General features: G+C 52.9%; 26 protein-coding genes. 11 read left to right on the top strand and 15 right to left on the bottom strand.

The annotated features are described in order from the left end of the window. Positions 1–8 precede the first annotated feature (8 nt). On the bottom strand, positions 9–686 hold the full coding sequence (locus Q4544_RS04185) for a cell division ATP-binding protein FtsE (RefSeq protein WP_303504440.1): 678 nt from the start codon (positions 684–686) through the stop codon (positions 9–11). A 145-nt stretch (positions 687–831) separates the two neighbouring features. On the opposite strand from Q4544_RS04185, the gene Q4544_RS04180 reads away from it, so the two are divergent. Next, positions 832–1,920: a zinc-ribbon domain-containing protein gene (locus Q4544_RS04180; protein WP_303504228.1), complete on the top strand. Its 1,089-nt coding sequence runs from the start codon at positions 832–834 to the stop codon at positions 1,918–1,920. Positions 1,921–1,932: 12 nt separating this feature from the next. Here Q4544_RS04180 and Q4544_RS04175 read toward each other — a convergent pair whose 3' ends face one another. From Q4544_RS04175 to argH, 4 genes are all read right to left on the bottom strand, one after another. Then, complete coding sequence (locus tag Q4544_RS04175) at positions 1,933–4,500, bottom strand: TIGR02302 family protein (protein ID WP_303504227.1); 2,568 nt, start codon at positions 4,498–4,500, stop codon at positions 1,933–1,935. 36 nt (positions 4,501–4,536) lie between these two features. Then, on the bottom strand, positions 4,537–5,802 hold the full coding sequence (gene lysA, locus Q4544_RS04170; RefSeq protein WP_303504226.1) for a diaminopimelate decarboxylase: 1,266 nt from the start codon (positions 5,800–5,802) through the stop codon (positions 4,537–4,539). 113 nt (positions 5,803–5,915) lie between these two features. Beyond that, complete coding sequence (locus Q4544_RS04165) at positions 5,916–6,089, bottom strand: hypothetical protein (protein ID WP_303504225.1); 174 nt, start codon at positions 6,087–6,089, stop codon at positions 5,916–5,918. After that, positions 6,086–7,477 carry an argininosuccinate lyase gene (argH, locus tag Q4544_RS04160; protein ID WP_303504224.1) on the bottom strand — a complete coding sequence of 464 codons (1,392 nt, stop codon included), beginning with the start codon at positions 7,475–7,477 and terminating at the stop codon, positions 6,086–6,088. The genes Q4544_RS04165 and argH overlap by 4 nt, the downstream gene beginning before the upstream one ends. 21 nt (positions 7,478–7,498) lie before the next feature. On the opposite strand from argH, the gene Q4544_RS04155 reads away from it, so the two are divergent. The 5 genes from Q4544_RS04155 to Q4544_RS04135 all read left to right on the top strand — a co-directional run bounded on the left by Q4544_RS04155 (position 7,499) and on the right by Q4544_RS04135 (position 12,492). Next, positions 7,499–8,062: a TlpA disulfide reductase family protein gene (locus tag Q4544_RS04155; RefSeq protein ID WP_303504223.1), complete on the top strand. Its 564-nt coding sequence runs from the start codon at positions 7,499–7,501 to the stop codon at positions 8,060–8,062. A gap of 89 nt (positions 8,063–8,151) precedes the next feature. Beyond that, entirely contained in the window at positions 8,152–8,979 is an 828-nt protein-coding gene (locus Q4544_RS04150; protein WP_303504222.1) for an EAL domain-containing protein, read from the top strand. 134 nt (positions 8,980–9,113) lie between these two features. After that, positions 9,114–10,292, top strand: a complete 1,179-nt coding sequence (locus tag Q4544_RS04145; RefSeq protein WP_303504221.1) for an acetyl-CoA C-acetyltransferase — start codon at positions 9,114–9,116, stop codon at positions 10,290–10,292. Positions 10,293–10,489: 197 nt separating this feature from the next. Further along, entirely contained in the window at positions 10,490–11,215 is a 726-nt protein-coding gene (phbB, locus tag Q4544_RS04140; RefSeq protein ID WP_303504220.1) for an acetoacetyl-CoA reductase, read from the top strand. 335 nt (positions 11,216–11,550) lie between these two features. Beyond that, the gene (locus Q4544_RS04135) at positions 11,551–12,492 is read left to right on the top strand and encodes a transcriptional regulator GcvA (RefSeq protein ID WP_303504219.1); all 942 of its coding nucleotides are present in this window, start codon (positions 11,551–11,553) and stop codon (positions 12,490–12,492) included. A gap of 77 nt (positions 12,493–12,569) precedes the next feature. Here the strand turns inward: Q4544_RS04135 and Q4544_RS04130 are convergent, their stop codons facing one another. From Q4544_RS04130 to Q4544_RS04120, 3 genes are all read right to left on the bottom strand, one after another. Continuing rightward, positions 12,570–12,734, bottom strand: coding sequence for a YdcH family protein (locus tag Q4544_RS04130; RefSeq protein WP_303504218.1), 165 nt, complete (start codon positions 12,732–12,734; stop codon positions 12,570–12,572). A gap of 198 nt (positions 12,735–12,932) precedes the next feature. Then, positions 12,933–13,685, bottom strand: coding sequence for a tRNA1(Val) (adenine(37)-N6)-methyltransferase (locus Q4544_RS04125; protein WP_303504217.1), 753 nt, complete (start codon positions 13,683–13,685; stop codon positions 12,933–12,935). Then, a complete protein-coding gene (locus tag Q4544_RS04120; protein WP_303504216.1) occupies positions 13,682–13,900 on the bottom strand; it encodes a DUF2007 domain-containing protein in 219 nt (72 codons plus the stop codon). The genes Q4544_RS04125 and Q4544_RS04120 overlap by 4 nt, the downstream gene beginning before the upstream one ends. A gap of 56 nt (positions 13,901–13,956) precedes the next feature. On the opposite strand from Q4544_RS04120, the gene Q4544_RS04115 reads away from it, so the two are divergent. Continuing rightward, complete coding sequence (locus Q4544_RS04115) at positions 13,957–14,958, top strand: polyprenyl synthetase family protein (protein WP_303504215.1); 1,002 nt, start codon at positions 13,957–13,959, stop codon at positions 14,956–14,958. A 75-nt stretch (positions 14,959–15,033) separates the two neighbouring features. Here the strand turns inward: Q4544_RS04115 and Q4544_RS04110 are convergent, their stop codons facing one another. From Q4544_RS04110 to Q4544_RS04100, 3 genes are all read right to left on the bottom strand, one after another. Then, positions 15,034–15,882 (bottom strand): 4-(cytidine 5'-diphospho)-2-C-methyl-D-erythritol kinase, encoded by an 849-nt coding sequence (locus Q4544_RS04110; RefSeq protein WP_303504214.1) that lies wholly within the window; start codon positions 15,880–15,882, stop codon positions 15,034–15,036. Beyond that, positions 15,872–17,581 carry a tetratricopeptide repeat protein gene (locus Q4544_RS04105; RefSeq protein ID WP_368411206.1) on the bottom strand — a complete coding sequence of 570 codons (1,710 nt, stop codon included), beginning with the start codon at positions 17,579–17,581 and terminating at the stop codon, positions 15,872–15,874. The genes Q4544_RS04110 and Q4544_RS04105 overlap by 11 nt, the downstream gene beginning before the upstream one ends. Before the next feature lie 218 nt (positions 17,582–17,799). Beyond that, positions 17,800–19,449, bottom strand: coding sequence for an electron transfer flavoprotein-ubiquinone oxidoreductase (locus Q4544_RS04100; protein WP_303504213.1), 1,650 nt, complete (start codon positions 19,447–19,449; stop codon positions 17,800–17,802). A gap of 341 nt (positions 19,450–19,790) precedes the next feature. On the opposite strand from Q4544_RS04100, the gene greA reads away from it, so the two are divergent. Next, entirely contained in the window at positions 19,791–20,261 is a 471-nt protein-coding gene (greA, locus tag Q4544_RS04095; RefSeq protein WP_303504212.1) for a transcription elongation factor GreA, read from the top strand. Positions 20,262–20,282: 21 nt separating this feature from the next. Then, on the top strand, positions 20,283–21,299 hold the full coding sequence (locus Q4544_RS04090; protein ID WP_303504211.1) for a hypothetical protein: 1,017 nt from the start codon (positions 20,283–20,285) through the stop codon (positions 21,297–21,299). Between the two features lie 79 nt (positions 21,300–21,378). On the opposite strand, the gene glp is transcribed toward Q4544_RS04090, so the two are convergent. The 4 genes from glp to Q4544_RS04070 are packed head-to-tail and all read right to left on the bottom strand — an operon-like array spanning position 21,379 to position 24,657. Then, complete coding sequence (gene glp, locus Q4544_RS04085; RefSeq protein ID WP_303504210.1) at positions 21,379–22,647, bottom strand: gephyrin-like molybdotransferase Glp; 1,269 nt, start codon at positions 22,645–22,647, stop codon at positions 21,379–21,381. Positions 22,648–22,655: 8 nt separating this feature from the next. Further along, a complete protein-coding gene (gene mobB, locus Q4544_RS04080) occupies positions 22,656–23,153 on the bottom strand; it encodes a molybdopterin-guanine dinucleotide biosynthesis protein B (protein ID WP_303504209.1) in 498 nt (165 codons plus the stop codon). Further along, the gene (gene mobA, locus Q4544_RS04075; protein ID WP_303504208.1) at positions 23,150–23,773 is read right to left on the bottom strand and encodes a molybdenum cofactor guanylyltransferase MobA; all 624 of its coding nucleotides are present in this window, start codon (positions 23,771–23,773) and stop codon (positions 23,150–23,152) included. Before mobA ends, mobB begins: the two co-directional genes overlap by 4 nt. Continuing rightward, the gene (locus tag Q4544_RS04070) at positions 23,770–24,657 is read right to left on the bottom strand and encodes a formate dehydrogenase accessory sulfurtransferase FdhD (protein WP_303504207.1); all 888 of its coding nucleotides are present in this window, start codon (positions 24,655–24,657) and stop codon (positions 23,770–23,772) included. Before Q4544_RS04070 ends, mobA begins: the two co-directional genes overlap by 4 nt. Positions 24,658–24,709: 52 nt before the next feature. Here Q4544_RS04070 and Q4544_RS04065 point away from each other — a divergent pair, with 52 nt between their 5' ends. Continuing rightward, positions 24,710–25,429 carry an AzlC family ABC transporter permease gene (locus Q4544_RS04065; protein ID WP_303504206.1) on the top strand — a complete coding sequence of 240 codons (720 nt, stop codon included), beginning with the start codon at positions 24,710–24,712 and terminating at the stop codon, positions 25,427–25,429. Continuing rightward, complete coding sequence (locus tag Q4544_RS04060) at positions 25,422–25,745, top strand: AzlD domain-containing protein (RefSeq protein ID WP_303504205.1); 324 nt, start codon at positions 25,422–25,424, stop codon at positions 25,743–25,745. The genes Q4544_RS04065 and Q4544_RS04060 overlap by 8 nt, the downstream gene beginning before the upstream one ends. Positions 25,746–25,749 lie beyond the last annotated feature (4 nt).

Genomic DNA, 25,749 nt, shown 5'->3' with positions numbered 1-25,749 from the left:
GAAGGTCTTCACAGGTCCGCTCCTGCCAATTGCACATGTCGGTTTGCGATACGCAGAACACGCGCCTGCACCTTGGATTTCGCGGCACGGATCAGGTTCATGTCATGGGTTGCGATCATCACGGTTTTGCCCATGCGGTTCAGCTCTAACAACAGCTGCAAAAGACGCTGGGACATTTCCCAATCGACGTTACCGGTAGGTTCGTCGGCTAAAATGATGTCGGGGGACATAATGACCGCTCGCGCAAGGGCCGCCCGCTGGCGTTCACCGCCGGAAAGTTCAGGCGGCAATGCTTTGGCGCGTTCTTTTAAGCCAACCCACCCCAATAGTTCCTTGAGGTTTGAGACGTTTTCAAGGTCATCTCGGCCGGAAACCGCCAATGGCAGGGCGACATTATCGGCAAGTGGCAGGTGATCTAAGAATTGGCAATCTTGGTGCACGACACCGATACGACGACGGGTCACTGCATGATCATCGCGGCTCATCGAGCGAACGTCTTGGCCGAACAGACGGGCTTGCCCTGATGTTGGTGTTAACTCGCCATAGCAGAGCTTCATAAATGTGGTCTTACCCGCGCCTGATGGGCCCGTCAGGAAATAAAAATCTCCGGGCTGAATAGACAGGTTAACTTCGCTCAGTAATTCTCCACCGCCATAGCTATATGCGATGTTGTCCAGCTCAATCACGGGTGGCCTCATCATGGTTTGCACTGTTGTGCCGCAGCATCGCTTGGGTTGCAATGCGTTGCGAACCAGATTTGCACTTTCCCGCGCACCAGTTACACCATATGTTGTTAATTAATGCTTGGGTTATCGGGGGTTTGAGGGGTTCATGCGGCTAACTTGCCCAAATTGCGGTGCTCAATATGAGGTACCGGAAGATGTGATTCCGCCTGAAGGGCGGGATGTTCAGTGCTCTAATTGTAGTTCGACATGGTTTCAGGCCCATCGAGATTTCGATGCAGACGCCGAAGCAAACCTAGATGTCCCCGCACCGGATGCGGAATGGACACCGGAAGTTGACGACGCATCTGCGTTTGAAGCGGATGAAGAAAAAGCTATCGAAGAGCCAGTTGAAACAGATGCGGTGACGATGACCGCAGATGCGACGGATGAAGCGCTGGCTGCGGCTGTGAAAGCTGCTGTGCGCCGAGCGCGCCCTGACCACATTCAGCAGGCACCCGTCGAAGAGGAAGAGATCGAAGAAGCGCCTGAGGCTGAACCAGTAAAAGCGGATGATTTTGAATCCGAATTGGGTGCAGCGCTAGAAGAAGATCATTCTGAAACGCCTGAGCCGGAGTACGACGACGAGCCCGAGCTTGAAGTCCCCGAGGACGCAGAAGAGGCTCCGCAGCGACGCGAGCTTGATCCATCTGTCGCGGACGTTTTGCGCGAAGAAGCAGCCCTTGAGGCCGCGCGTCGGGCAGAAGAAACCAGTCTAGAGACACAAACGGATCTGGGATTGGACGAACCTGTTGATGATGCGGCCAAACGCGCACGGCAGGCACGCGAGCGCATGGCACGGATGCGTGGCGTATCTGCGGACGAGATGGATGCACCACAAGAACCGGTACCTGCGAATTCTCGGCGGGAGTTGCTGCCGGACATCGAAGAAATTAACTCGACCCTGCGATCAACCGAAGACCGCCCAGCAGATGAACAGCCAGATGGTCGCCCGACTGTCAGCCAACGTCGCGCCGGTGGCAGCCGTATCGGGTTTGCATTGGCGATCCTGCTCATCGCAGGCGGGATTTATGTGTATTCAAAGCCTGATCAGGTGAGCCAATCCATTCCACAGTCTGAACGCTATGTCGCGGCCTATGTGAATGCGGTCGATAATGGGCGACTGAAGTTGGATGCGCAGATGACAAAGCTGATGCTTTGGCTTGATGGCATGGCCTCTGATTCAGCTGACAGTTAAAACAAACGCCTGTTAGAAACGGTCGAGCAAGCGGCGCAGGTAACTGCGTTCTTGCTCGGGGCGTGCTGTTTCTCCGGAGCGGCGGCGGATTTCATCCAACAGGTCGCGGGCACGGCGATAGACATCTTCGCCCTGCAAAAGCCCCTCATCCGTACCAGCAATGCCCTGTGATCCAGGATTGCGGCCCAACGGATCGCGGGCTGATCCAGGGCGACCTTGGGCTTGGCCCTGTCCTTGTTGATTGTTTTGGTTCTGCGCCATGGCCTCGCCAAGGCTGCGGATGCCTTCGCGCAGGGCTTCCATTGCTTCGGATTGTTTATCGATCGCTTCTGCCAATTGATCGTTGCGCAACGCTTCTTCTGCGCCATCCATGGCATCCCCTGCGCGACCTAAGGCCTCGCGCGCGGCATCACCGTCAGGTGTGCCCTGCCCGGGCAAATTTTGTTGTTGGCGCTGTAGTTCCTGGCGAAGGGCTTGCTGACGGTCAGAAAGTTCACCTTCTAGGCCCTCTCCGGCTTCGCCGGTTTCACCTTCACCCTCGCCTTGTCCTTCTCCGCCGGTGCCATCGTGGGACTCACCGCGTCCTTGTCCGCCGCTGGACCCCTCGTTTTCAGAGGACTGGCCGGATTGTGCGTTGGGGTTAAATTGCTCTTGGAGTTGACGAAAGGCTTGATCAGACAGGCCTTGTTGCTGGCGAAGGGTTTCACCAAGCTCGTTCATCGCTTGCTCGCCGGGAGATTGCTGACCCTGCCCGCCTTCGGCGACCTGCATGTTCTCCATCATCCGCTGGAATTCTTCGAGCGCTTGTTGGGCTTCGGCCATGCGACCCTGTTCCATCAACTCTTGGATGCGGTCCATCATGCGCTGCAGATCGTCCTGCGTCATTTCGATGGAGTTCTGTGCTTGCTGCTGGTCCCGATCTGAATCGTCGCCGTTTTCGCGTTGTTGCTGTGCGAGTTGGCGCATGTAATCTTGGGTGGCTTCGCGCAGCTCTTGCATGAGACGTGCGATTTCTTCGTCGCTTGCGCCATTTTTCATGGCTTCGGCAAGGCGTTCTTGGGCGCGTTCCATGCGAGCAATGGCGTCGCTAAGATCGCCTTCTTCGAGCTTAACGGCTAAATCCCAAAGGTTTTGCGCAACTTCGTCGCGTTGGTCTGTAGTAAGTCCTGCGGCGCTGTATCGTTCAAGGTCTTTTAGGATCAGGCGTAGACGCAGATAGTCGGCATCTTTGCGGAAAATACCCTCTTCTGGGCGATGAGAGATGGCACGCAAAAGCTGTGCAACTCTGGGCGCGTTTTTACGGGACCAGAGAAGGTCGCGCCTTTGCTCAACCAAAGCATTGGCCAATGGGTCAAAGAACCGGCGTGCAGGTAGTACTAGATTAACCACATGTGGCTGGCTTTTCTGACCTGCTGCATCTTCGGCCTGCAAAGTGATGGTGACGGGTAGATGCGCTAGCACATGTTCTGAGAAATCTTCGATCAGGGTTTCTTCGAACTGATCGCGTTTGCCAGAGATTGGCAGCGGCAATTGCATGTCGACATCTGGAATGGGTTCAGGATCAACAGTTAGGCCGTGCTGCCGATTAACCTGAGCCATATCGAGCGCCATCGTCGCTGTGCCGGCGACCACTTCGTAGTCGTCTTGGGCAGTAAACGGCAGGCTCATTTCGCCACGTCCACTGGCGGTCGCCTCCCCGACATTGAGGATTTCAGGCGCAGTATCGGGGCGCAAAGTAATGGCCCAACTGCGGCCATTGTCACCGGCAATGGTCAGCGCACCGTCCTGACGAAGGACAAAGTCTTGCGCCGCTTCAGAGACGCTTGGCAATTCGCCAATGCGGGCGGAGACAGTCTCTTGAACGGTCAGCGCGCCGATTTCGCCATAGAGACGCAGAATGACCTGGCTGTTTACAGGTAGGTTTAGCGGGCCTTCTGGTTGGTCGTTAAGGTATAGCGTCGGCAGGCCCGTATATGCGGGCGGTTCTATCCATCCCTCCCAAGAGGCTGCTGCTATGGTGGGCGCATTGCTTGGGGTCATGGCTGTGACACTGCTAATGCGGCCAATGCTGCCGAATAGTAGCGCGACGCATAACGCTAATAGTGCGACAAAGCGCAATCCAAAGGGATCGAGGCGAGATACTTGCAAATCGGGCTTGGGCGCGCGTGCGGCGCTGGCCTTGGCGGCCATACGCGCCTGATGGGCGGCCCAAATGACCTGCGTATTTGGATCGCCCTGCCCCATTGCGGGTTGATCCAAAAGCGTCTGAACGGGTCGTCCGGGTAAAGTCTCGTCTAGTCGAACGAGTGCATCTTGGCGGCTAGGAAGCTTTAGCTTTTGCGTGCCACGGACAAGAAACCACACGGTGGAGACCAGCGCCGCGAGACCCAAAATCCACACCGCTTCGACAGATAAGCTATCCTGCAAGCCCAACATGAGGGCCGCAACCACAACAAAGATCACAGACCAAAGAGGCCAGAATGCACGAATCACGCGCTCGGCCAACAGGCCCAGACGGGTGAGCGTCAGAACCCAAGCGAGCTTATTTAGAACGGTTTTTGCGGGACCTGTTGGTGCCACGGTGCTCCCATTCCGATGGCTATGGGCGGAATTGCCCTAGAGCCACTCGGGAATGGTATCGCGATTTATCACTTCTTCAAAGGTCGGACGTCGGCGAATAACCGCAAATTGATCACCATGGACCAGAACCTCTGGGATCAAAGGGCGCGTATTGTATTCGCTGGCCATCACCGCGCCATAAGCTCCGGCGGAGCGGAAGGCGACGAGATCGTCTGGTTTCACCTCGGCCATGGTGCGGCCTTTGGCGAAGGTATCACCAGATTCGCATACGGGGCCAACGATGTCATAGGTCGTTGGCTCTTCGCCCGGTGTGGCTTCGACCACTGGAATAATATCGTGATGTGCTTCGTACATGGCTGGACGGATCAAATCGTTCATCGCGCCATCAATGATCATGAATTGGCGGTCTTCGCCTTCTTTCACGTAGATGACTTTGCTGACCATGATGCCCGCGTTGCCCGCAATAAGGCGACCCGGCTCAATCTCGATCTCGCAGTTCAGATGGCCCAGTGTTTCTTTGACCATCGCGCCGTATTCCACAGGCAGTGGCGGCGCGTCGTTAGAGCGTTCGTAAGGAATGCCAAGCCCGCCACCCAGATCAAGGCGACGAATGTCGTGGCCGTCGGCACGTAGGGTTTCCGTGAGTTCCGCGACCTTTTGATAGGCCAGCCTGAATGGCTCAAGTTGCGTCAATTGGCTACCGATGTGAACGTCGATACCAATGACTTCCAGACCCGGCAGGCTAGCGGCGTGGGCGTAGACTTCGCGCGCACGGCTGATTGGGATGCCAAATTTGTTTTCGGATTTGCCTGTCGCAATTTTTGCGTGGGTCTTTGCGTCGACATCTGGATTCACGCGTACGGTGATTGGAGCTTTAACGCCAAGCTCCAACGCCACCGCGTTGATCACTTCCATTTCTGGCTCTGATTCGACGTTAAATTGACGGATGCCGCCGGTGAGGGCTGTGTGAATTTCTTCGCGTGTTTTGCCAACACCCGAGAATACAATCCGGTCACCCGGAACGCCTGCGGCTTTGGCACGCGCATATTCGCCGCCTGAAACCACATCCATACCAGCACCAAGTGCGGCGAGTGTTTTTAAAATGGCTTGGTTGCTGGCCGCTTTCATCGCGTAGCAGACCAAATGATCGGTGCCTTCTAGCGCCTCGTCAAAAAGGCGAAAGTGGCGTTCGAAGGTCGCGGTGGAATAGCAATAGAATGGTGTGCCCACTTGCGCGGCGATTTCTGCCACTGGCACGTCCTCGGCGAACAACGCGCCGTCACGATAAAGAAAATGATCCATGTTGTGTCACTCCAGCCAATCCTACCGCGCCTCTTTAGGCACAGATTGGCTGTAGCGCAATCATACAAGCTTTTCTTGATCCAAATACCTACTCTAACAGAGCGGCAAGCGGATCAAAGGCCGACGCTTACCTTCACTGGCCCCTTACTGGCACCAACGCTGGCGGATGGGCTAATCCCATTCGGGCCGATATTGATGCCAAGGTTTGCACTGGGGCGGAGCGGCGCGCCATCCGCGCCGCAGCTTGCAACCAGTACCAACGCCAATAATGCGGCGACTACTTTCATCCCAATAGGTCCTTCCAGCGGGCGACCTGTGCGCGAACTTGTTCGGGGGCAGTACCACCGTAAGACGTGCGCGAGGCCACGGAATTGTGCACGCCAAGGACGCCAAAGACGTCTTTGGTAATGTGCTCATGTACCGATTTCATATCCTCAAGCGTCAGGTCGGGCAAATCACAGCCGCGGGATTCCGCCATTGCGACAAGTGAGCCAGTGACGTGATGTGCATCACGGAACGGCATATTCAGGGCACGCACCAACCAATCAGCGAGGTCTGTTGCGGTGGAGAAGCCTGTCCCTGCCGCCGCTTCGAGGCTTTCACGGTTGCCGGTCATGTCTTTGACCATGCCTTCCATAGCTGCAAGCGCCAGCATCAGGCTATCGGCGGCATCAAAGGTCTGCTCTTTGTCTTCTTGCATGTCTTTGGAATAAGCCAACGGAAGGCCCTTCATGACAATGGTCAACGCGGTGTTCGCCCCGTAAATCCGGCCGATTTTGGCGCGAATCAATTCTGCTGCATCCGGGTTTTTCTTTTGCGGCATGATCGAGCTGCCGGTTGAAAAGCGGTCAGACAGAGTGACAAAGCGGAATTGTGCAGACGACCAGATTACCAGTTCTTCGGACAGGCGGCTGAGGTGGATCGCACAGATGGATGCTGCCCCTAGGAAATCCAAAGCGAAGTCACGGTCAGACACAGCATCCAAAGAGTTTGCAGATGGGCGATCAAAGCCCAGCGCTTCGGCTGTCATGTGGCGATCAATTGGAAAGGATGTGCCAGCAAGGGCAGCAGCACCCAGTGGCGATTCGTTCATCCGCTTGCGCGCATCGACAAAACGAGACCTATCCCGTGCGAGCATTTCCACATAGGCCATCATGTGATGGCCCCATGTGACGGGTTGCGCGACCTGAAGGTGCGTAAAACCCGGCATAACCCAATCTGCACCTGCTTCTGCCTGCGCGATCAGCGCCTTCATCAAAGCTTCGATGCCAGAGATTGCAGCGTCCATTTGATCACGTACCCACAACTTAAAGTCTGTGGCCACTTGGTCGTTCCGGGAGCGACCTGTGTGCAAACGGCCCGCTGGCTCGCCGATGATCTCTTTTAGGCGTGCTTCGACGTTCATGTGGATGTCTTCGAGTGCTGCCGAATAGTTGAACGTTCCGCCCTCGATTTCTGACAAGACCGTGAGGAGGCCTTCCCTAATCGCTTCGGCATCCTTATCCGTAATGATGCCTGCCTTGGCCAACATGGCTGCGTGGGCCCGAGAGCCAGTGATATCCTGTGCTGCCATCCGTCGATCAAACCCGATCGAAGCATTGATTGCTTCCATGATCGCGTCCGGTCCGGCGGCAAAGCGGCCGCCCCACATCTGGTTTGAGGAATTATCTGTCATGTCGTGCCCTTCGGAGGAACTATGCGTCTGTTACGTTTGAGCGTGCTTTATATGGCCTTGGCCTTTAGCGCAAATATTGCGTCTGCTGATCTGCAATCTGCAGAGGCATTGCGCGAGGGCGATATGAAGAAATTGGTATTTCATTCTGAACCGATGGAAGCCAGCGATGCAGCTTTTGTCCACGAAGATGGTGGCGACGGGTTCCTAAGTGATTACCAAGGCAAATATGTGCTTTTGAACTTTTGGGCCACATGGTGCGCACCTTGTCGGCACGAAATGCCGATGCTGTCTGAGTTGCAAACTGAACTTGGAGGTGACCAGTTTGAGGTGGTGACCCTGGCCACTGGACGGAACATGCCGCCTGCAATTAAGAAGTTCTTTGCGGAGATCAACGTAGAGAACCTACCGCGTCACCAAGACCCAAAGCAGAAAATTGCCCGCGATATGAAGGTCTTGGGCCTACCGATCACTGTGATTTTGAACCCTGAGGGGCAAGAGATAGCTAGACTGCGTGGCGATGCTGATTGGAGCAGCGACAACGCGAAAGCTGTTTTACGAACATTAATTGAAGACAGCGCTTCCTGATTATTCGGGTAATTCTCTTCAAATTAAGAGTTTAACGGCTTGTTCATAGCTATGCCGTTCAATCCCCTAACACATAGGGGATGGATGACATGGGCCGCCGCAACAAAGGACAGAATACACGGGGCAATCCGCTGGACTACGCAGTTAAAACGCGTGACGTCGCAACTGTGGACATGGTGAAAGAGGCGATTACCCACAAAGAGGTAATGCTGGCTTTTCAACCTATCGTTAAGGCAAGCGACCCCAATGTGCCCGCATTTTATGAAGGGTTGATCCGCGTTTTGGATGAAACCGGGCGTGTGATTCCCGCAAAAGACTTCATGGCTGTCGTCGCTGATACCGAGGCTGGGCGCCAATTAGATTGTCTTGCCCTAGAATTGGGTTTGAAAACTTTGGCGAGCAATCCCAAATTACGCCTTTCGATTAACATGTCTGCGCGTTCTATCGGGTATCGGCGTTGGATGAGAACCCTTGAAGGCGCGGTCAAGCGACAGCCAGAAGTTGCAGAACGTCTGATCCTAGAGATTTCGGAACCATCCGCCATGCAAGTGCCTGAATTGGTGATGGATTTCATGGATGAGCTACAAGCGAAAGGGATCGCATTTGCTTTGGACGACTATGCCTCGGATTTAACATCCTTTAGGTACTTTAAGGAATTTTTCTTTGATATTCTTAAGGTAGATGGCCAATTTACAAAAAACATTAACGGAGATCGTGAGAACCAAGTTTTAGCCGGCGCTATGGCGAGTATTGCGCGGCAATTCGACATATTCACAGTTGCAACCCGAGTTGAGAGTGTTGAAGATGCGAATACATTAGCGCGGCTAGGTTTTGACTGCCTGCAAGGTTTTGCGTTTGGTGCCCCGACGGTTAATCCCCCGTGGGCAAAGAATAAAAGTTCCAAAAAGGCCGCCTGAATTGAAACTTTCTTACGGGTATTGGCATGTTTTAATTGCCGCACTGCGGCAAATCCGCTAATGAAGCCCGTGGAAGGGGATCGATGGGCATCTTTCTTAGGGGTGCCTTTTCCGTATCTTAGAGGAACAAAAGTATGACAAACGTAGTTATCGCCTCCGCTGCACGGACTGCAGTAGGTAGCTTTGGTGGCTCTTTCGCTAACACACCTGCACATGATCTGGGCGCAGCTGTAATTGAAGCCGTCGTAGAGCGTGCAGGCATTGAAAAGTCTGACGTCTCTGAAACAATTTTGGGCCAGGTTTTGACAGCTGGTCAGGGCCAAAACCCTGCCCGTCAAGCGCATATCAACGCGGGCCTGCCAAAAGAAAGCGCAGCGTGGAGCATTAACCAAGTTTGTGGTTCTGGATTACGCGCCGTCGCACTGGGTGCGCAGCACATTATGCTGGGTGATGCATCCATCGTCGTCGCAGGTGGTCAAGAAAACATGACCCTTTCGCCACATGTTGCCCACCTACGTGCCGGTCAAAAAATGGGCGACATGAAGTATGTCGACTCCATGATCAAAGATGGCCTTTGGGACGCATTCAATAACTATCACATGGGTCAGACTGCTGAAAACGTCGCAAATGAATTCGACATCTCCCGCGAAATGCAGGACGAATTTGCGCTGGCGTCTCAGCTGAAAGCTGAAGACGCTCAAAAGTCTGGAAAATTTGACGAAGAAGTCATTGATTTCGTTGTTAAGACTCGTAAAGGCGAAACTGTGGTAAACAAGGATGAATACATCCGCCACGGCGCTACTATCGAGAACATGCAGAAGCTTCGCCCAGCGTTCGTGCGCGATGGCGGCTCTGTCACTGCGGCGAATGCTTCTGGTTTGAACGACGGCGCGGCCGCTGTTCTGTTGATGTCAGAAGAAGAGGCTGAAAAGCGCGGCATCAAGCCATTGGCCCGCATCGCTTCTTATGCAACCGCTGGCCTGGACCCATCCATCATGGGTGTTGGCCCAATCCACGCGTCTCGTAAAGCTTTGGACAAAGCTGGCTGGACTGTTGACGATCTGGACTTGGTTGAAGCCAACGAAGCGTTCGCCGCTCAGGCCTGCGCCGTAAACAAAGAAATGGGCTGGGATCCAGCAATCGTGAACGTCAACGGCGGCGCAATCGCGATTGGCCACCCAATTGGTGCTTCCGGTTGCCGCGTTCTAAATACACTGTTGTTCGAAATGCAGCGACGCGACGCCAAAAAAGGCATTGCTACTTTATGCATTGGTGGCGGCATGGGTGTTGCTCTGTGCGTTGAACGCCCCTGATTCTTTACCCCATTTACGACTAAGAAAAGGGCATCCAAATTTGGGTGCCCTTTTTTGTAACTATTTTGTTGAAATTACCCTTTAGATTGAGTGAGATAGCAGTATGCGTCAATTTATCATTGCGCAACTTAATTGCACATCGAAACAACTGTTTGTAATATAATTTCCTGAAGAATAAGCCATATTGGAGGAATACCATGGCCAAAGTAGCACTCGTCACCGGCGGATCCCGCGGCATCGGCGAAGCGATTTCCAAGGCTTTGAAAGCCGAAGGATATGAGGTTGCAGCGACATACGCGGGCAACGATGAAAAAGCGGCCGCCTTCACAGAAGCCACAGGTATCAAAACCTATAAATGGAACGTAGCGGACTACGACGCCTCTAAGGCTGGCATCGCACAAGTCGAAGCTGACTTGGGCCCAATTGATGTGGTTGTCGCAAACGCGGGCATCACTCGTGACGCGCCATTCCACAAGATGTCTCCGGAACAGTGGAACGAAGTTGTTGGCACCAACCTGACAGGCGTGTTCAACACCGTTCACCCAATCTGGCCAGGTATGCGTGAGCGTAAGTTTGGCCGCGTGATCGTGATCTCTTCTATCAATGGTCAAAAAGGTCAATTCGGTCAGGTGAATTATGCCGCGACGAAGGCTGGTGATCTGGGTATCATCAAGTCCCTAGCGCAAGAAGGCGCGCGCGCTGGCATTACTGCGAATGCGATCTGCCCTGGTTACATCGGCACGGAAATGGTCCGCGCGATCCCTGAGACCGTCCTGAACGAAAAAATCATCCCACAGATTCCTGCTGGTCGCTTGGGTGAGCCAGAAGAAATCGCGCGCTGCGTTGTCTTCCTTGCGTCAGACGACTCTGGCTTTATCAATGGGTCAACCATTTCGGCAAACGGCGCGCAATTCGTCGTCTAAACAAACGCCTAAAGTTCTTCAAAAGGGCCGGTCTTTTGACCGGCCCTTTTTTTGTCTCGTAAGAACCAAGGTTCAGCGGGACAGCCCCGTAAGAGCCGGCGTTCGGCTCAGCGGAACGGAAAATACTCGGCGCAGGCGGCGGAATATGGAACAGAACGCTTTAGAGCGCTCAAGGTGTGCACATTTGTTTGCTTCGGCTATTTGAGCGGTTACCGCGATTTCCAACATGACGGCCTCCTAACGTAAGTATTATTGAACTGTATCCATTATGAGCATTTACAAAAAAGCCACAAACGAGACTTTTCACCGCGTCAATTTAGTTTTACTTAAGTGAAGTGACCGATAGATTGCCCCCACTCACAGCGCTACGCGCCTTTGAGGCTGCCGCCCGCCATTTGTCATTTGCGAAAGCCGCAAGTGAATTGAATGTGACACCGGCGGCACTATCGTTTCAGATAAAGTCGCTTGAAGACCACTTGGGGCATCCGCTGTTCGTTCGATTAAACCGAGCTGTCGAATTGACTACAGCAGGCAAAGCCTTGGCCCCCGGCGCGAGCGAAGGCTTTAACGCACTTACTGCTGCGTGGCGAAGTGCGCGCAATACACTGTCTAAAAACACGCTTACAATTTCGGCCGGCCCCGCCCTAACCGCCAAATGGTTGGCCCCGCGAATATTCGATTTCGCACGTGCACATCCGGACATCGAGCTACGCTTTTCAGCTACGCTTCGACGGCTTGATTTTGACCGTGACGACGTTGACGTTGCGATCCGGTTTGCTCAAGAAGAGTTTAAAAGTCTATATTCTGTGCCGGTACGTAACGATTGGCTAACACCCGTCATGACCCCGAAACTGGCCGAGGTATATTCGACACCAGAAAGCCTGATAGACGCCCCGCTGCTGTATGACGATTCGTTGGATTTCCTTGAAGATGCATGCGACTGGCCCGCATGGTTCCGCGCCGCACGCATTCCTTATCCAGAAGGAAAACGAGGTGCTCATTTTTCCAATGCGGATCACGCAATTGATGCGGCTGTGGCAGGTGTTGGCGTCGCCCTAGGTCGTCGGCCGATCATTATGAAAGATGTTATGGAGGGGCGGCTTGTTATGCCATTTAAGCTGGCCTTAGAGATGAATGCACGGTTTTATTTCTTATGCCGCAAAGGCGCAGAGACAACCCCTGCAATTGCCGCTCTTAGAGACTGGTTCATCGCTGAGATCGAAAAAACGGCGCATTTCTCTGACGAGTTTGAAATTGTACCGGTATCAACGCTGTAGCTGCAAACGTAGGATCGCATAAATGAACCCCGCCTCTTAGGGAAGAAACGGGGTTGAATGATCAATCCTGTATCTGCTTAAGCCGATAGTCGGACAATCTGTTCCTTGATTTTGAGTTTTTGCTTTTTCAATTCAACGATTGAAGTGTCGTCTGAAGCTGGCGATCGCTGTTCTTCTTCGACTTGTTTTGAGAGGGTCTCATGTTTCCGTTTAAGTTCTTCCAAATGTGAGCTCACGCTCATGGCAGTCCTCCTCTCTATCAGGTTTCCAAAACAGAATTAGTCCATCACAAAATCGTGCGCCTGTCACGCTGCGGGTGCAACATGGAGGAGAGAAATATACTGCCAAATCGCTTTAATTGGTGAGTTTCTCGCTAAAGCTAGCCACTTTTTGCCTAAAAATCTGAGACTTAAAGTCTTGTTGCCGCAGTTGGCCACAAATTAGGGCATCGGCAGTGAATCGCCATTGCGTAGAACGGACCTAATCGCCGGAGTGTAATCATCTGCATCGTCAGTGTGGATCAGCCCCTCATGCATCTGAATTGGCGCGTGCAGCCGGAGTGGCGTGCGACCAGAATGGCGGGCGCGCAGAATCAATAAATGCGAATCCCGCCCAGGGCGAGGTTGCAAGGGTTGCACCTGAATTGACCCTAAGAAGGATGGCAATTGCTTGAGAAGCTCTTGGAGGCGTTCGGCACGGTGAATGAAGGTCACAAAACCTTTGGGGGCCACGCGTTTTGACGCGACATTGATCCACGTGCTCAATGGCGTATCTTCACCCATTGCGATTTCACGCCCGTTATCGACAGCTGAATAGCCCGCAGAGCGATCAAAATAAGGAGGGTTGGCTATCACATGATCAAATCGACGCTGCTTGATGTCCGGCGAAAGATTGGCGAGGTCTTGGGTTAGCACCTCGAATTCCATGTTATTTCGCAGGCCGTTTTCCTGTGCCAAAATCGCATATTCGGACTGCAATTCAATCCCGGTCATTTGCAAACCCGGCACTCGAGCGCCGAGGCAGAGTGCCGCAGTCCCCACACCGGTCCCGAGCTCAAGCACGGTTTGTCCTGCAACCGCGGGAACAGAGGCCGCTAGGAGTACAGGATCGACGCCTGCACGGTAGCCAACAGCGGGCTGTCGGATCAGAACGCGGCCGCTAAGATACTCATTTACAGTGGTATTTTCGGTCACGTCCGTCCCAGAGGTATCTCGTTGTCTTTCATCACACGTTCCGCTTGGATCAAGCGATCTTCATGCACAAGAATGCGGCGCGGGAAAATTCCAATACCACCTTCGAGAACGCTCATATTTACGTCCATTTCAAAGCAGTCTATACCCTCTCCTTGAAGGAGAGCCATCGCGAAGGCAATGATTGTCGGATCTGTGGTGCGCAAAAGTTCTTTCATATCTGGGGATGTAAAGGCAAGGAGCGGCAATTGTCGAGCCTTGTGACGGGAGTGTGATGGGTCTGGACCACGCAGCAACAAAACCGCATGAAGCGCTAAGCGCTTTGTTGGCAAGCGAAATGCAAGCCGTAAACGACCTGATCACGGATCGGATGGCGAGCAAACACGCGCCGCGCATCCCTGAAGTTACGGCGCATTTGGTGGGTGCTGGAGGTAAGCGTTTACGTCCAATGCTGACCCTAGCTGCGGCTAAAATGTGTGGATATGACGGGCCGTATCACCTGCATCTGGCAGCAACTGTTGAGTTCATTCACACAGCGACTTTGTTGCATGATGATGTGGTGGACGAAAGCGAACAGCGTCGTGGACGCCCAACAGCTAACCTGTTGTGGGACAACCAAAGTTCTGTTCTGGTTGGGGACTATCTATTTTCACGCTCGTTCCAGTTGATGGTTGAGACTGGAAGCCTGCGCGTTCTGGATATTCTCGCGAATGCCTCTGCAACGATTGCCGAAGGTGAAGTTTTGCAGCTGACTGCGGCGACAGATTTGCGGACTGACGAAAGCGTTTACCTGCAAATTGTACGCGGCAAAACTGCGGCTTTGTTTTCTGCAGCTACCGAAGTTGGTGGTGTTATTGCATCGGCAGATGAAACGCTTGTTAAGGCGCTGTATGACTACGGTGATGCATTGGGAATTGCCTTTCAGATTGTTGATGACTTGCTGGACTATCAAGGCGATGCAAAGGCGACCGGTAAGAATGTCGGTGATGATTTCCGTGAGCGCAAGCTGACGCTTCCTGTGATCAAAGCTATTGCCAAGGCAGATGCCGAGGAACGCGCCTTTTGGGAGCGGACCATTGAAAAGGGCAAGCAAGTCGATGGTGATTTGGAACATGCGCTCGCGCTATTGGCCAAACACGGAACGCTTGAAGAAACGCGGCAGGATGCATTGGTTTGGGCTGCGAAGGCCAAAGACGCGATGAACACCCTACCCGATCACGAGATCAAAGGTCTGTTGATTGATCTCGCCGACTATGTGGTCGCGCGCGTAAGCTAAAGGTTAGGGGCGTTGCCCCTTTCCTCAAAACTCTGTTTTGAGGTTCACCCCAGAGTACCTTGGAAAAGGTGAATATCAGGACGCAGTGGTTTTGGCAGCCGTCACCCACCAATTCGGATAGATAGACTTGAGTACTTGTTCTGCTACTTTCGCGGCATTGGCGGTTACAAAGACCCCAATACATGTTGCCCCTGAACCAGACATACGCGCCAATTGGCAGCCTTCTACGGCTTCCAAGGCAGTCAAACAGTTCGAAATTTCTGGCGCAAGCGCACAGGCGGCCGCTTGCATATCGTTGCGCTGATAGCCAAGCCAATGCACGAAATCACTTTGAGAGCTCCAAGCAGGCAGGGCCCGAGTCATCCCAGGGTTATCGCGATTTGTCATAGCTTTGAAGACTGCAGGAGTTGGCACTTCGATTTTAGGGTTCACCAAAAGGATGTTCAATTCTGGCACATTTGGAACCAAAGATAGCTTTTCACCGATGCCAGACATTCGTTGCGGCAAGGGCGTCATGCAAACGGGAAGGTCTGCGCCTAGTTTGAGCAACTTTTCAGGAGTTGGCAGGGCCACATTCCAAAGTTGTGATAAGGCACGTAGCGTCGCAGCCGCATCTGATGAACCGCCCCCGATACCAGAGGCTGCAGGAAGGTTCTTGGTCAGCGATAACGCTGCGCCCTGCCCCGGAGGCATCAAAGCCGCGGCCTTTAGCATGAGGTTGCTTGCGTCTGATGGCACACCCAGCGCCATTGGGCCGGATACGTCTAACGAGAGATTTGAATCGCTTTCAGCCGTGATTTGGTCGCCGACATCTGCAAATACCACAAGCGAATCCAAAACATGATACCCATCTGAGCGACGGCCAGTGACATGCAGTGTTAGATTGAGCTTTGCAGGAGCGAAGGCCGTAACCTTAGCCGTCATTCGCCACCTGCAATGTTTTTTCGCCTTCTTCAGCCAGAACCGCATCCAAACCTTGGGACAGTTTCGCGCGAATGCGATCTGGCTTTGCGTCTGCAGCAGTCGAATCGTCGATGAATGAGAGCGCACGCATCCACTGGAATTGTGCTTCGGTCTTGCGACCCACAGACCAGTACACATCGCCCAAATGGTCATTCACAACCGGATCAACAGGCATCAGTTCAGTGGCACGTTCCATGTGGCCCACAGCCTCTTCAAAGCGGCCCAATCGGTAAAGGACCCACCCAAGGCTATCCACAATAAAGCCGCTGTCAGGGCGCGCGGCGACGGCGTCTTCGATCATCTCGAGCGCCTCATCAAGGTTGATATTGTTTTCTACCATCGAATAACCGAGGTAGTTCAGGACCTGTGGTTGGCCTGGATTCAACTCAAGCGCCATGCGGAAGTCGGCCTCTGCGTTCGGCCAATCCCCCAGGCGTTCATGGCTAATGCCACGCGCATAGAAAGAGAACCATTGGCTCTGAATAGGGGAGTCTGACATTCCAAGCGCAGTGTCGTATGCACGGACTGCACCATTGAAATCTTGTTGCTGACGCAGGATGTCACCCAATGACGTATGCACAATTGGGAGTTCGCCATGCGTTCTGGAAAGTTGTTCAAGGACCTCGATCGCGGCCTCTACTTTACCATCTCGGCGGAGCGCTTCTGCGCGGCCAAGTTCGGCCGCGTGGAATGATGTGTGACCTGCTGGTACGGATTTATAAGCGTCCGTCGCAAGATCGAATTGTTCAACCTCTTCAAGGAGTTCTGCAGACAATAGGAGCGCATCAATGTGATCAGGGCGCAGAAATTCTGCGGTTCGCGTGTAAAGCAGCGTGTAATCTGGTGCGGCTTCGTTTTGAAGCGCGCTGCCGAGGCTGTAGAACACTTCGGCCATACCTTCGCGCGGGCTGCTGACATGGGTGAACGGCAACGTATTGCCTGCAACCAATTCCTCCCGCATGGCGCGGAGCTGCGGATCAAGCGCAGAGCCAAACAAGGCATCCATCACGGTGATTGCGTTTTCATTGCGCTCAAGCTGGCTTAGAATTTCGATATGCGCCATGGCGCCACGGCGGGTCATCTGAACGGAGCTTGCGGTAGCACCGCTAAAAATATCTTCTGCCCCTTCAAAATCACCAACCGAGGCCATCGCCAGTGCTTTGTGGTATAGAGCAAATCCTGTCAACCCACGCTCATCAGCAACTTTATCAAACTGCTTGAGCGCTTCAGACATCTCGCCCTGCCCCAATTTCGCCCAGGCCAACAAAAGGCCATCCAGCAAAGGGCCGATGCCTTTTTCTTTGGAAATGCGCACTTCGAGCGCTTTGTAATCTTTTTTGTCGATCAGGTCCGCGACCAACGCCATATTGCCGATTTGGCTGTTCACACTTTGGCTATCCAATTTGCGCGCAACTGGGATGGTTTTCTCCATGTTGCCAAGAGCAAGATTGGCGAGGACCAAGTTTTCCAAAAGGAACGGATCCGAAGGCGCTTGGATTAATAGCTGGGTATAGAATTTTGAGGCGGTCGCATAATCGCTTGTTGCGGTGGCGGCGCGCGCGGCCAGATAGGCTCCTGCGCTAGTGTCAGCCTGAGTAGGCATTGCGGCAGTGCCCATAAGGGCGGCGATTGCCAAAACTCGCAGGAATTTTCCGGTCACAGGCGGCTCCTATTCTGGGGTCGTCACATAAAACCCTAAACGGACCATTCCAGAGTGGCAATGGTGCTTAGGGGATGACTCACAGCTATAGGGACATTCACATAATCAAAGATTGAAATTTGCGCGAGTTTCCGCGTGACATAAGGCGGAAGCACGCTCACAAAAAAGAGAGAAGCGCCCACCGAAAGGCAGGCGCTTCTTAATGTAATCTTATTTTCTTACATATTTGGGTAGTTCGGACCGTCGCCACCCTGTGGCGTTACCCAATTGATATTCTGTGCAGGGTCTTTGATGTCGCACGTTTTGCAGTGAACACAGTTTTGGAAGTTCACAACAAATTCGGGCTTTCCGTCTTTTTCTACGATTTCATATACGCCTGCAGGGCAATAACGCTGCGCCGGCTCGGCGTACATTGGCAAGTTATCGGTGATCGGAACCATTGGATCAGCCAATTGCAGGTGGCATGGCTGACTTTCCTCGTGGTTGGTCATCGCAAAGCTGACATTGGTCAACCGGTCGAAAGATAGCGTGCCGTCAGGCTTTGGATAGTCGATCGGTTTGTGAGCCGCCGCAGGTTCTGTGGTTTGGGCATCGGTTTTACCGTGCTTGACTGTCCCAAACAGGGAAATACCGAACAATGTGTTTGTCCACATATCGACACCGCCCAAGACAAGTGACGCGACCATGCCGTATTTGGACCAAAGCGGTTTAACATTGCGGACCTTTTTCAGGTCTTTCGCGATTGGGCCGGTGCGAACAGCGGTTTCGTAGTCATGCAGTTCATCGCCGGAACGGCCCGCTTTGATGGCTTCATGCGCCGCTTCAGCCGCAGAAATGCCAGACAGCATTGCGTTATGGTTACCCTTAATGCGGGGTACGTTTACCATGCCAACGGAACAACCAAGCAAGGCCACCCCAGACGCAACCATTTTTGGCATCGACTGATACCCGCCTTCAGAGATCGCACGGGCACCGTAGGCCACGCGCTTACCACCTTTGAGCAGGTCGGCGACCATTGGATGGTGCTTAAAGCGTTGGAATTCCATGTAAGGGAAAAGATGTGGATTCTTATAGTTCAGGTGAACCACGAAACCGACGTATACTTGATTGTTTTCCAAGTGATAAATGAAGGAACCGCCGCCAGCATTCGAGCCCAAAGGCCAACCCATGGTGTGGGTCACTGTACCTTCTTTGTGCTTAGCTGGGTCAATTTCCCAGATTTCTTTCATACCAAGCCCAAATTTTTGCGGCTCTTTGTCGTCGGACAATCCGTATTTTTCAATAACCTCTTTGGACAAGCTGCCACGCACACCTTCTGACAAGAAGACGTATTTGCCGTGCAGTTCCATACCGGGTTCATAGCTTGGACCAGCAGTCCCATCTGAGTTCTTGCCGAATTCGCCAGCTACAACCCCTTTGACTTCGCCGTTCTCGCCGTAAATTAGCTCTGAACACGCCATGCCCGGAAATACTTCCACGCCTAGTTCTTCGGCTTGTTCAGCCATCCAGCGGCACACATTGCCCATAGAAACAATGTAGTTTCCGTGGTTATTCATCAATGGTGGCATTGGAAAGTTAGGGATACGGATTTGGCCCGCCTCACCCAGTGCGTAAAAGTTGTCTTCTTTTACCGGCACATTCAGTGGTGCGCCTTTTTCTTTCCAATCGGGGATCAATTGATCAAGGCCACATGGATCCAGGACAGCACCGGACAAAATATGCGCGCCAACTTCAGAGCCTTTTTCAAGGACCACAACTTCTAGATCCGCATCCAATTGCTTGAGTCGAATTGCTGCAGACAAGCCTGCGGGGCCTGCGCCAACGATTACGACATCGTATTCCATAGCTTCGCGTTCTATCTGGGCCATCTGGCTTCCTTCCTCCGGGTGGCTGACGGGAAATATTCTTGCGCGTAGCTAGCCGTTCCGTGCCTAAAACGTCAATTAGAACCCGACGAAAAATAGCCCCGAAACGCCACGTTAAGTAAATTCGGGACGATATGTCTTAGGTTCGCGCCCCTTTACGTCAAAGAAGTAGGCAAATAGAAAACCCATTGGACGAAACGGCCGAACAAGATTTGCAAAAGACCGCTGAAATTCGAGCTTTCACTTGCATTCACATTCCTCTTTAGGTCAGGTAATTCAACCGTCGACAAACATGGGTTGGGTATAGCTGCCCTAAATAATACAAGAAACTTGGGGAACCATAGATGGAAAAGATCCCGATGACTCGCGTGGGTTTCACCCGGCTTGAGGCAGAACTGAAAACACTGAAGGTTGATGAACGTCCTGCAATCATTAAGGCGATTGCAGAGGCGCGTGAATTGGGCGACCTCAAAGAGAACGCTGAGTATCATTCTGCACGCGAAAAGCAGGGCTTTATTGAAGGCCGCATCAAAGAATTAGAGGGCATTCTTTCTTTGTCCGATATCATTGATCCTGCCAGCCTCTCCGGCAGCGTCAAATTTGGCGCAACCGTTACTTTGGCGGACGAAGACACGGACGAAGAGAAAACTTGGCAGATTGTTGGCGAATATGAAGCCAATGTGGAAAAAGGCCAGCTGAATATCAAATCACCGATTGCACGGGCTTTGATTGGCAAGGAAGAAGGCGACAGCGTAGAAGTGCGTACTCCTGGTGGCGTTAGAAGCTACGAAGTCGTAGAAATCTCTTATAAATAACGCCCAAGGGCGGAGTTGTGCATGGTTGACGAGAGTGACAGTAAACCGACACCAATCGGTTTGTATGATCGGCCCCGATCCCGAGAGGTGACAGGGATCGAAGTGATTGCTGTGGCCCTAAGCCTGTTATGGCTTTTGGCTGCTGTGATCTTTTTTCTAGTATTGGAACCCGCGACTGACGGCTTAGATAGTCTACAATTTATGATGACTATGCTGGCGATCTTTATGCCAGTTGCCATGATTTGGGTTGCCGCAATGGCAGCGCGATCCAGCCGTGTGATGCGCGAAGAAGGCCATCGCCTGAATGCTGCCGTAGAAGCGTTGCGCCAGAGCTATATGGCGCAAGCCCAAGGGACGGGTCGCGCCAGCATTGAGCCAAGCATTGCCAAGAAATTGGATGAAATTGCTGCGGCCCAACGCAAGACAGAGACAGCAATCGCCATGTTCTCCACCACGCGGGAAACACAAGCGGCGCGAGCCGCGGCAGATACACCTGCAGTGGGCGTTGTTGATGAAGAGGACCAAGGACTTCTCGCACTGGGTACACCAGCCGAGGCGATGGACCCTCCGCTCAGCAACGCAGACTTGATTAGGGCAATGCATTTCCCCGAAACCGCTGAGGACCAAGAAGGGTTTAACGCTCTACGTAAAGCGTTGCGTGATCGTCAGGCCAGCCAATTGATCCAAGCAGCGCAAGATGTGCTGACCTTGCTCAGCCAAGACGGCATTTACATGGATGATCTACGCCCTGACTTGGCGCGCCCAGAAATCTGGCGTCAGTTTGCAGAAGGCATTCGTGGCCGCGAGATCGCGGCTTTGGGCGGTGTGCGAGACCGGTCTTCGCTCGCGCTGACTGCAGGACGAATGAAGCAAGACCCGATCTTTCGGGATGCGGCGCATCATTTCCTACGTCGGTTTGATAAGACTTTTGTTGAGTTCGAAAAATCCGCAACGGATACGGATATTACGGCGTTATCTGAAACGCGAACTGCGCGGGCCTTTATGCTTGTTGGGCGGGTCGCGGGGATTTTCGACTAATTAGAATTCAGTAAGGTTCAGGAAAAAGCGGTCTTCGGGCCGTTTTTTTTCATTTTAATACGCGTGTTAATTCCTGTGCCTAAAGGCCGAAATCAGTAAATGACATGTAACGCACCTGCGTACCGGGCGTTATTTCGGCGGCTTCATCTGGCAATTCAACAAGACCATCAGCCCAGCTTAGGCCCGAAATTCTGCCGGACCCTTCCGATTGAAAGACCTCGACTTTCCCGTCGTTGACACGTGCACGCAAATATTCGCGGCGTCCGGCTTTTTTGAACTTTGAGAAACTTGCTGGCAGCATTGTTCCTTCAGGCCAAAACCATCCTTGACCAGATAGCAAAGCCAAAGCCGGTCGTGCGAAAACCAATGTACAGACCATTGCTGCAACAGGATTGCCCGGTAAGCCAAAGATTGGCACGCCTTGCCACATTGCCAATGCAAGTGGGCGTCCGGGCTTAATCGCCATACGCCACTGCATCAGGCCGCCGTTTTCACTCAACAAAGCTGACATGTGATCCTCGTCGCCAGCCGACGCTCCACCAGAGGTGAGAATAACGTCAACATTTGTTGCTGCTTCATTCAGCGTATTGCGAATATGCTCACGATCATCCGGCGCGCGTCCAAGGTCTATGGGAATGTATCCCAATTGATGCAACATGGCTAAAAGCATCGGTCGGTTGGCGTCATAGATTTGGTCACCCGTGGCAGTGTCACCCGCTTCGACCAACTCGTCGCCCGTTGACAAGACCCCTACGCGCAATGGCTTATACGCAGTGACTTCACTGATGCCTGACGCTGCCAAAACGGCGAGATCAGCGGGCGTCACAACACGCGATTGCCGTAAAATTACATCTCCGGCGAGCACGTCCTCGCCCGCCTCGCGCGCGTTTGATCCAATCTTTAGGGGACCATGAAAGGCGATTTGACCTTCTGTTGCGGTCACGTCTTCTTGCAGAATGACGGTATCGACGCCGTCAGGCATCGTGGCACCTGTTAAGATGCGAACCGCATGCCCCTTAGGAACGGAGCCAGAATAAGGCTGCCCTGCCGCAGAGCGTCCTTTCACGCAGGGAACGATATGCGGTCCATCACCAAAATCTGCGCCGCGAATGGCATACCCATCTACAGCGCTATTAGGGCTCGGCGGGTTGCTTCGTAGAGCGACCACTGGCTTTGCTAATATGCGACCTAAGCTTTCGGTTATTAGAACCGTTTCAGTTGCAGCAATTGCCGACAAGCGTTCTTGCAATAGAGTGTGAGCCTCTGAAACTGGCGTCCAAGATACGCCTGCAGGCAAAGCGAAACAGTCATTTTTCAACTCAGGAGGCGAAATGGGCTTCTTATTCATGGTGTCGCCTACGCTGAAAGGTTCACAGATGTCAGGATGAAGTCTGCAATGGCCTCTGTGTCATCAAGATCGAATTCTGGTAGCAAGGACCCCAGCGGCGTATCAGTTGCAATCGCCACAATGGTTTTGTTGTCAGGATATAGCTGCCTATTTCCGGTTTCATGCCTATAACATTCAATTTTTGGATGGGCTGCGGATTTGAAGCCCTCAACTAACACCAGATCAACAGGCGCTAACCGTTCCAGAAGTTCTGAAAGGTCTGGTGACTTGCCCACCTCGTATTCTTTCTGAATGATGTAGCGCGCGTCCGAGGCTAGCATCACCTCTAAAGCCCCTGCCGCACGATGGCGAAAACTGTCGGTACCCTCGACGTCCAAATCAACGTTGTGGTGCGTGCGTTTGATCGTAGACACGGAATAACCCCGAACTGAAATGGCTGTTACCAACCGCTCGACAAGGCCGGTTTTCCCGGCATTCTTTAGGCCCGTAACACCGAACACTTTCATAGCGCATCTCGCATCAAATCTTGCGCTTTCCTGAGACCTTCTGGCGTATTCACATTGAAAAACGGATCAAAGAGTTGGGATTTGAAAACGACCTCTCTAGCGTTGTGTTGATCTGTCCAAACAACCACCTTGCGTAGGCCGTTTTTAAGCGAGGCGCGCAAGTCATCGCGCAGTGCGACAGGCCATAAGCCGAATGTGGGCTGCCGCCAAAGCTTTCCATGCACATCAAAAGAAGAGGCTAACGATAGCTGAGGCTCTCTATCCTCAGACGCCTCCATAAAGCGTTGAACCAAATCGCGCGGGAAAAAAGGCGTATCTGCTGCAACGCTCACAATCGAATTGGCGCCCTGCTCTGCTGCCCAGTCCAGCCCGGCCAATACTCCGGCGAGTGGTCCAGGGAACTCTGAGATGGAATCTTGGAGCACTGGCAAACCAAGGTCAGCAAACCGGCTGGCATCCCCATTCGCGTTGATGGCCATTGCATCGACCTGAGTACCAAGGCGCTGGATTACTTCGTCAAACAAAGTATGTCCGTTGCCCAAGCCTAGCCGACCTTTGTCACCGCCGCCCATGCGTGTGGCCTGACCGCCGGCTAATATCACCCCAAGTGGCCGCGTCATGTTTTGCTACCTTTACGTTGCTGCCTAGGATCTTCTTCTGGAAATGCCGCGGCTTTCGCATCGCGGATGAGCCGTCCTTCACCAGAAAGACAAACGAAACGCTGCCCTTTGAGCCGGCCAATCAAAGTCAACCCGACCTGTCGCGCGATGTCGACACCCCATGCAGTAAAGCCAGAACGGCTCACCAATGTGGGAATTCCCATCATCGCGCATTTTATCACCATCTCAGAGGTTAATCGCCCAGTCGTATACAAAATCTTATCTGCCCCATCCGTTTGGCTTTGCAGCATCCAACCCGCGATTTTATCGACTGCATTATGGCGGCCAACATCTTCCATATAGACAAGTGGCTGATCCCCCTGACACAAAACCGTGCCATGAATTGCACCTGCTTCCAGATAGAGAGACGGCGTGCGGTTAATCTTGGAGGACAAGGTGTAAAGGTCTGAGACTTTGACGGGCACCTCAGGTAGCGAAACGTCTGCCAGCCCCTCCATCATGTCACCAAATACGGTACCAATAGCGCAGCCACTGGTGCGGGTTTTCTTAGACAGCTTATCTTCGTAGTCAGTTTCTTGAGCCGTACGGACAACTACAGTTTCGAGTTCCTCATCGAAATCCACGCCAGTAATGTCCTCTTCGGGACGCAACATCCCTTGATTACGCAGAAACCCAAGCGCGAGATATTCCGGGTAATCGCTAATCGTCATCGCGGTTACGATTTCTCGTTTATTCAGAAAAATTGTTAACGGACGTTCTTCGACGACAGAGTGTTCTGCTTCTAGCCCGGTATGATCGACGCCAGTAATCGTGCGCGTAAGACCAATGCGATCTGGCTGGGGCGCGATCAGATAGCTCTTGTCGTTCAACTTTGGCAATTGCATCTCTTTAGGTTGGGGGTTAGCGATTGGGTATTCTTGAATTTAGGCAATAGCTATGGCGATAACCACCACAAAAACGGCGTTCTGGCAGGGCTTTCGCGACGGGTTGCCATTTGTCTTGGTCCTTGCCCCATTCGCAGCACTCTTTGGCGTCGTCGCGACCGAAGCTGGCTTAAACGTTTTTGAAACGCTGATGTTTTCAGTCGCAGTGGTTGCAGGTGCAGCACAGTTTACAGCAGTACAATTGCTAAGTGAAAACACTCCAACGCTGATTGTTATTCTGTCGGCCTTGGCGGTTAATCTACGTATGGCAATGTACTCGGCAAGCCTTGCTCCACACTTTGGTCCCGCCCCGGTGTGGCAACGCGCATTAGCAGCCTATGTGACTGTGGATCAGAGTTTTGCGGTTTCTATTGCTCGATTTGAGCGCGAGCCGGACATGACAGTACAGCAAAAGCTAGCGTACTTCTTTGGCGTGATTGCTCCTGTATTACCCAACTGGTACCTATTCACACTTTTGGGTGCTTGGGGCGGTAAATCTGTCCCACCAGAACTGGCATTAGATTTCGCGGTTCCAATTACATTTTTAGCGATGATTGGCCCAATGCTGCGTAGCATACCACATGTGGCAGCAGCATTAGTATCTGTGGCTGGCTCCCTTATCTTCACCTTCGTGCCATTCAACATGGGCTTACTCATCGCAGCAGTGCTTGCCATGATGACAGGAGCCTACGCCGAACTTTGGTTCAGCAAACGGGAGCGATCCGATGGATAGCGTGACAATTTGGACGGTTATCTTATGTCTTGCTGCGGGAAGTTTCGGCCTGAGGTTTGTTTTTATTGGCTTAATCGGTGACCGCGAATTGCCTGAATGGGTACTGCGTCATCTGCGCTATACAGCCGTCGGCGTATTACCCGGATTAGCCGCACCCTTGGTGTTGTGGCCTGCTGCAACGAACGGGGCCACGGATACGTCACGCATTTCAGCGGCAGCAGTGACGTTGGCGGTGGGCTATTTCACAAAGAACTTTCTTCTCGCCATCGTATGTGGCGCTGTGACTTTGTATCTAGGACTATATCTTTTGGGGTAGCGCT

The sequence above is a fragment of the Cognatishimia sp. 1_MG-2023 genome, assembly GCF_030548175.1.
In the GTDB taxonomy this organism is placed as follows: domain Bacteria; phylum Pseudomonadota; class Alphaproteobacteria; order Rhodobacterales; family Rhodobacteraceae; genus Cognatishimia.
Note: the sequence above shows the minus strand (reverse complement) of the source record. Positions and strands in the feature narration are given on the sequence as shown.

Excerpts from the sequence above, each read along its gene's own strand:
- Q4544_RS04180 (WP_303504228.1), top strand. The coding sequence starts at position 832 with ATGCGGCTAACTTGCCCAAATTGCGGTGCTCAATATGAGGTACCGGAA.
- greA (WP_303504212.1), top strand. The coding sequence starts at position 19,791 with ATGGAAAAGATCCCGATGACTCGCGTGGGTTTCACCCGGCTTGAGGCA.
- mobB (WP_303504209.1), bottom strand. The coding sequence starts at position 23,153 with ATGAAAGTGTTCGGTGTTACGGGCCTAAAGAATGCCGGGAAAACCGGC.
- Q4544_RS04070 (WP_303504207.1), bottom strand. The coding sequence starts at position 24,657 with ATGCAATTGCCAAAGTTGAACGACAAGAGCTATCTGATCGCGCCCCAG.
- mobA (WP_303504208.1), bottom strand. The coding sequence starts at position 23,773 with ATGACGCGGCCACTTGGGGTGATATTAGCCGGCGGTCAGGCCACACGC.
- lysA (WP_303504226.1), bottom strand. The coding sequence starts at position 5,802 with ATGGATCATTTTCTTTATCGTGACGGCGCGTTGTTCGCCGAGGACGTG.
- Q4544_RS04155 (WP_303504223.1), top strand. The coding sequence starts at position 7,499 with ATGCGTCTGTTACGTTTGAGCGTGCTTTATATGGCCTTGGCCTTTAGC.
- Q4544_RS04130 (WP_303504218.1), bottom strand. The coding sequence starts at position 12,734 with ATGAGCGTGAGCTCACATTTGGAAGAACTTAAACGGAAACATGAGACC.
- Q4544_RS04150 (WP_303504222.1), top strand. The coding sequence starts at position 8,152 with ATGGGCCGCCGCAACAAAGGACAGAATACACGGGGCAATCCGCTGGAC.
- Q4544_RS04065 (WP_303504206.1), top strand. The coding sequence starts at position 24,710 with ATGGCGATAACCACCACAAAAACGGCGTTCTGGCAGGGCTTTCGCGAC.
- Q4544_RS04145 (WP_303504221.1), top strand. The coding sequence starts at position 9,114 with ATGACAAACGTAGTTATCGCCTCCGCTGCACGGACTGCAGTAGGTAGC.
- argH (WP_303504224.1), bottom strand. The coding sequence starts at position 7,477 with ATGACAGATAATTCCTCAAACCAGATGTGGGGCGGCCGCTTTGCCGCC.
- Q4544_RS04120 (WP_303504216.1), bottom strand. The coding sequence starts at position 13,900 with ATGAAAGAACTTTTGCGCACCACAGATCCGACAATCATTGCCTTCGCG.
- Q4544_RS04165 (WP_303504225.1), bottom strand. The coding sequence starts at position 6,089 with ATGAAAGTAGTCGCCGCATTATTGGCGTTGGTACTGGTTGCAAGCTGC.
- Q4544_RS04060 (WP_303504205.1), top strand. The coding sequence starts at position 25,422 with ATGGATAGCGTGACAATTTGGACGGTTATCTTATGTCTTGCTGCGGGA.
- Q4544_RS04115 (WP_303504215.1), top strand. The coding sequence starts at position 13,957 with ATGGGTCTGGACCACGCAGCAACAAAACCGCATGAAGCGCTAAGCGCT.
- Q4544_RS04100 (WP_303504213.1), bottom strand. The coding sequence starts at position 19,449 with ATGGCCCAGATAGAACGCGAAGCTATGGAATACGATGTCGTAATCGTT.
- glp (WP_303504210.1), bottom strand. The coding sequence starts at position 22,647 with ATGAATAAGAAGCCCATTTCGCCTCCTGAGTTGAAAAATGACTGTTTC.
- phbB (WP_303504220.1), top strand. The coding sequence starts at position 10,490 with ATGGCCAAAGTAGCACTCGTCACCGGCGGATCCCGCGGCATCGGCGAA.
- Q4544_RS04110 (WP_303504214.1), bottom strand. The coding sequence starts at position 15,882 with ATGACGGCTAAGGTTACGGCCTTCGCTCCTGCAAAGCTCAATCTAACA.
- Q4544_RS04090 (WP_303504211.1), top strand. The coding sequence starts at position 20,283 with ATGGTTGACGAGAGTGACAGTAAACCGACACCAATCGGTTTGTATGAT.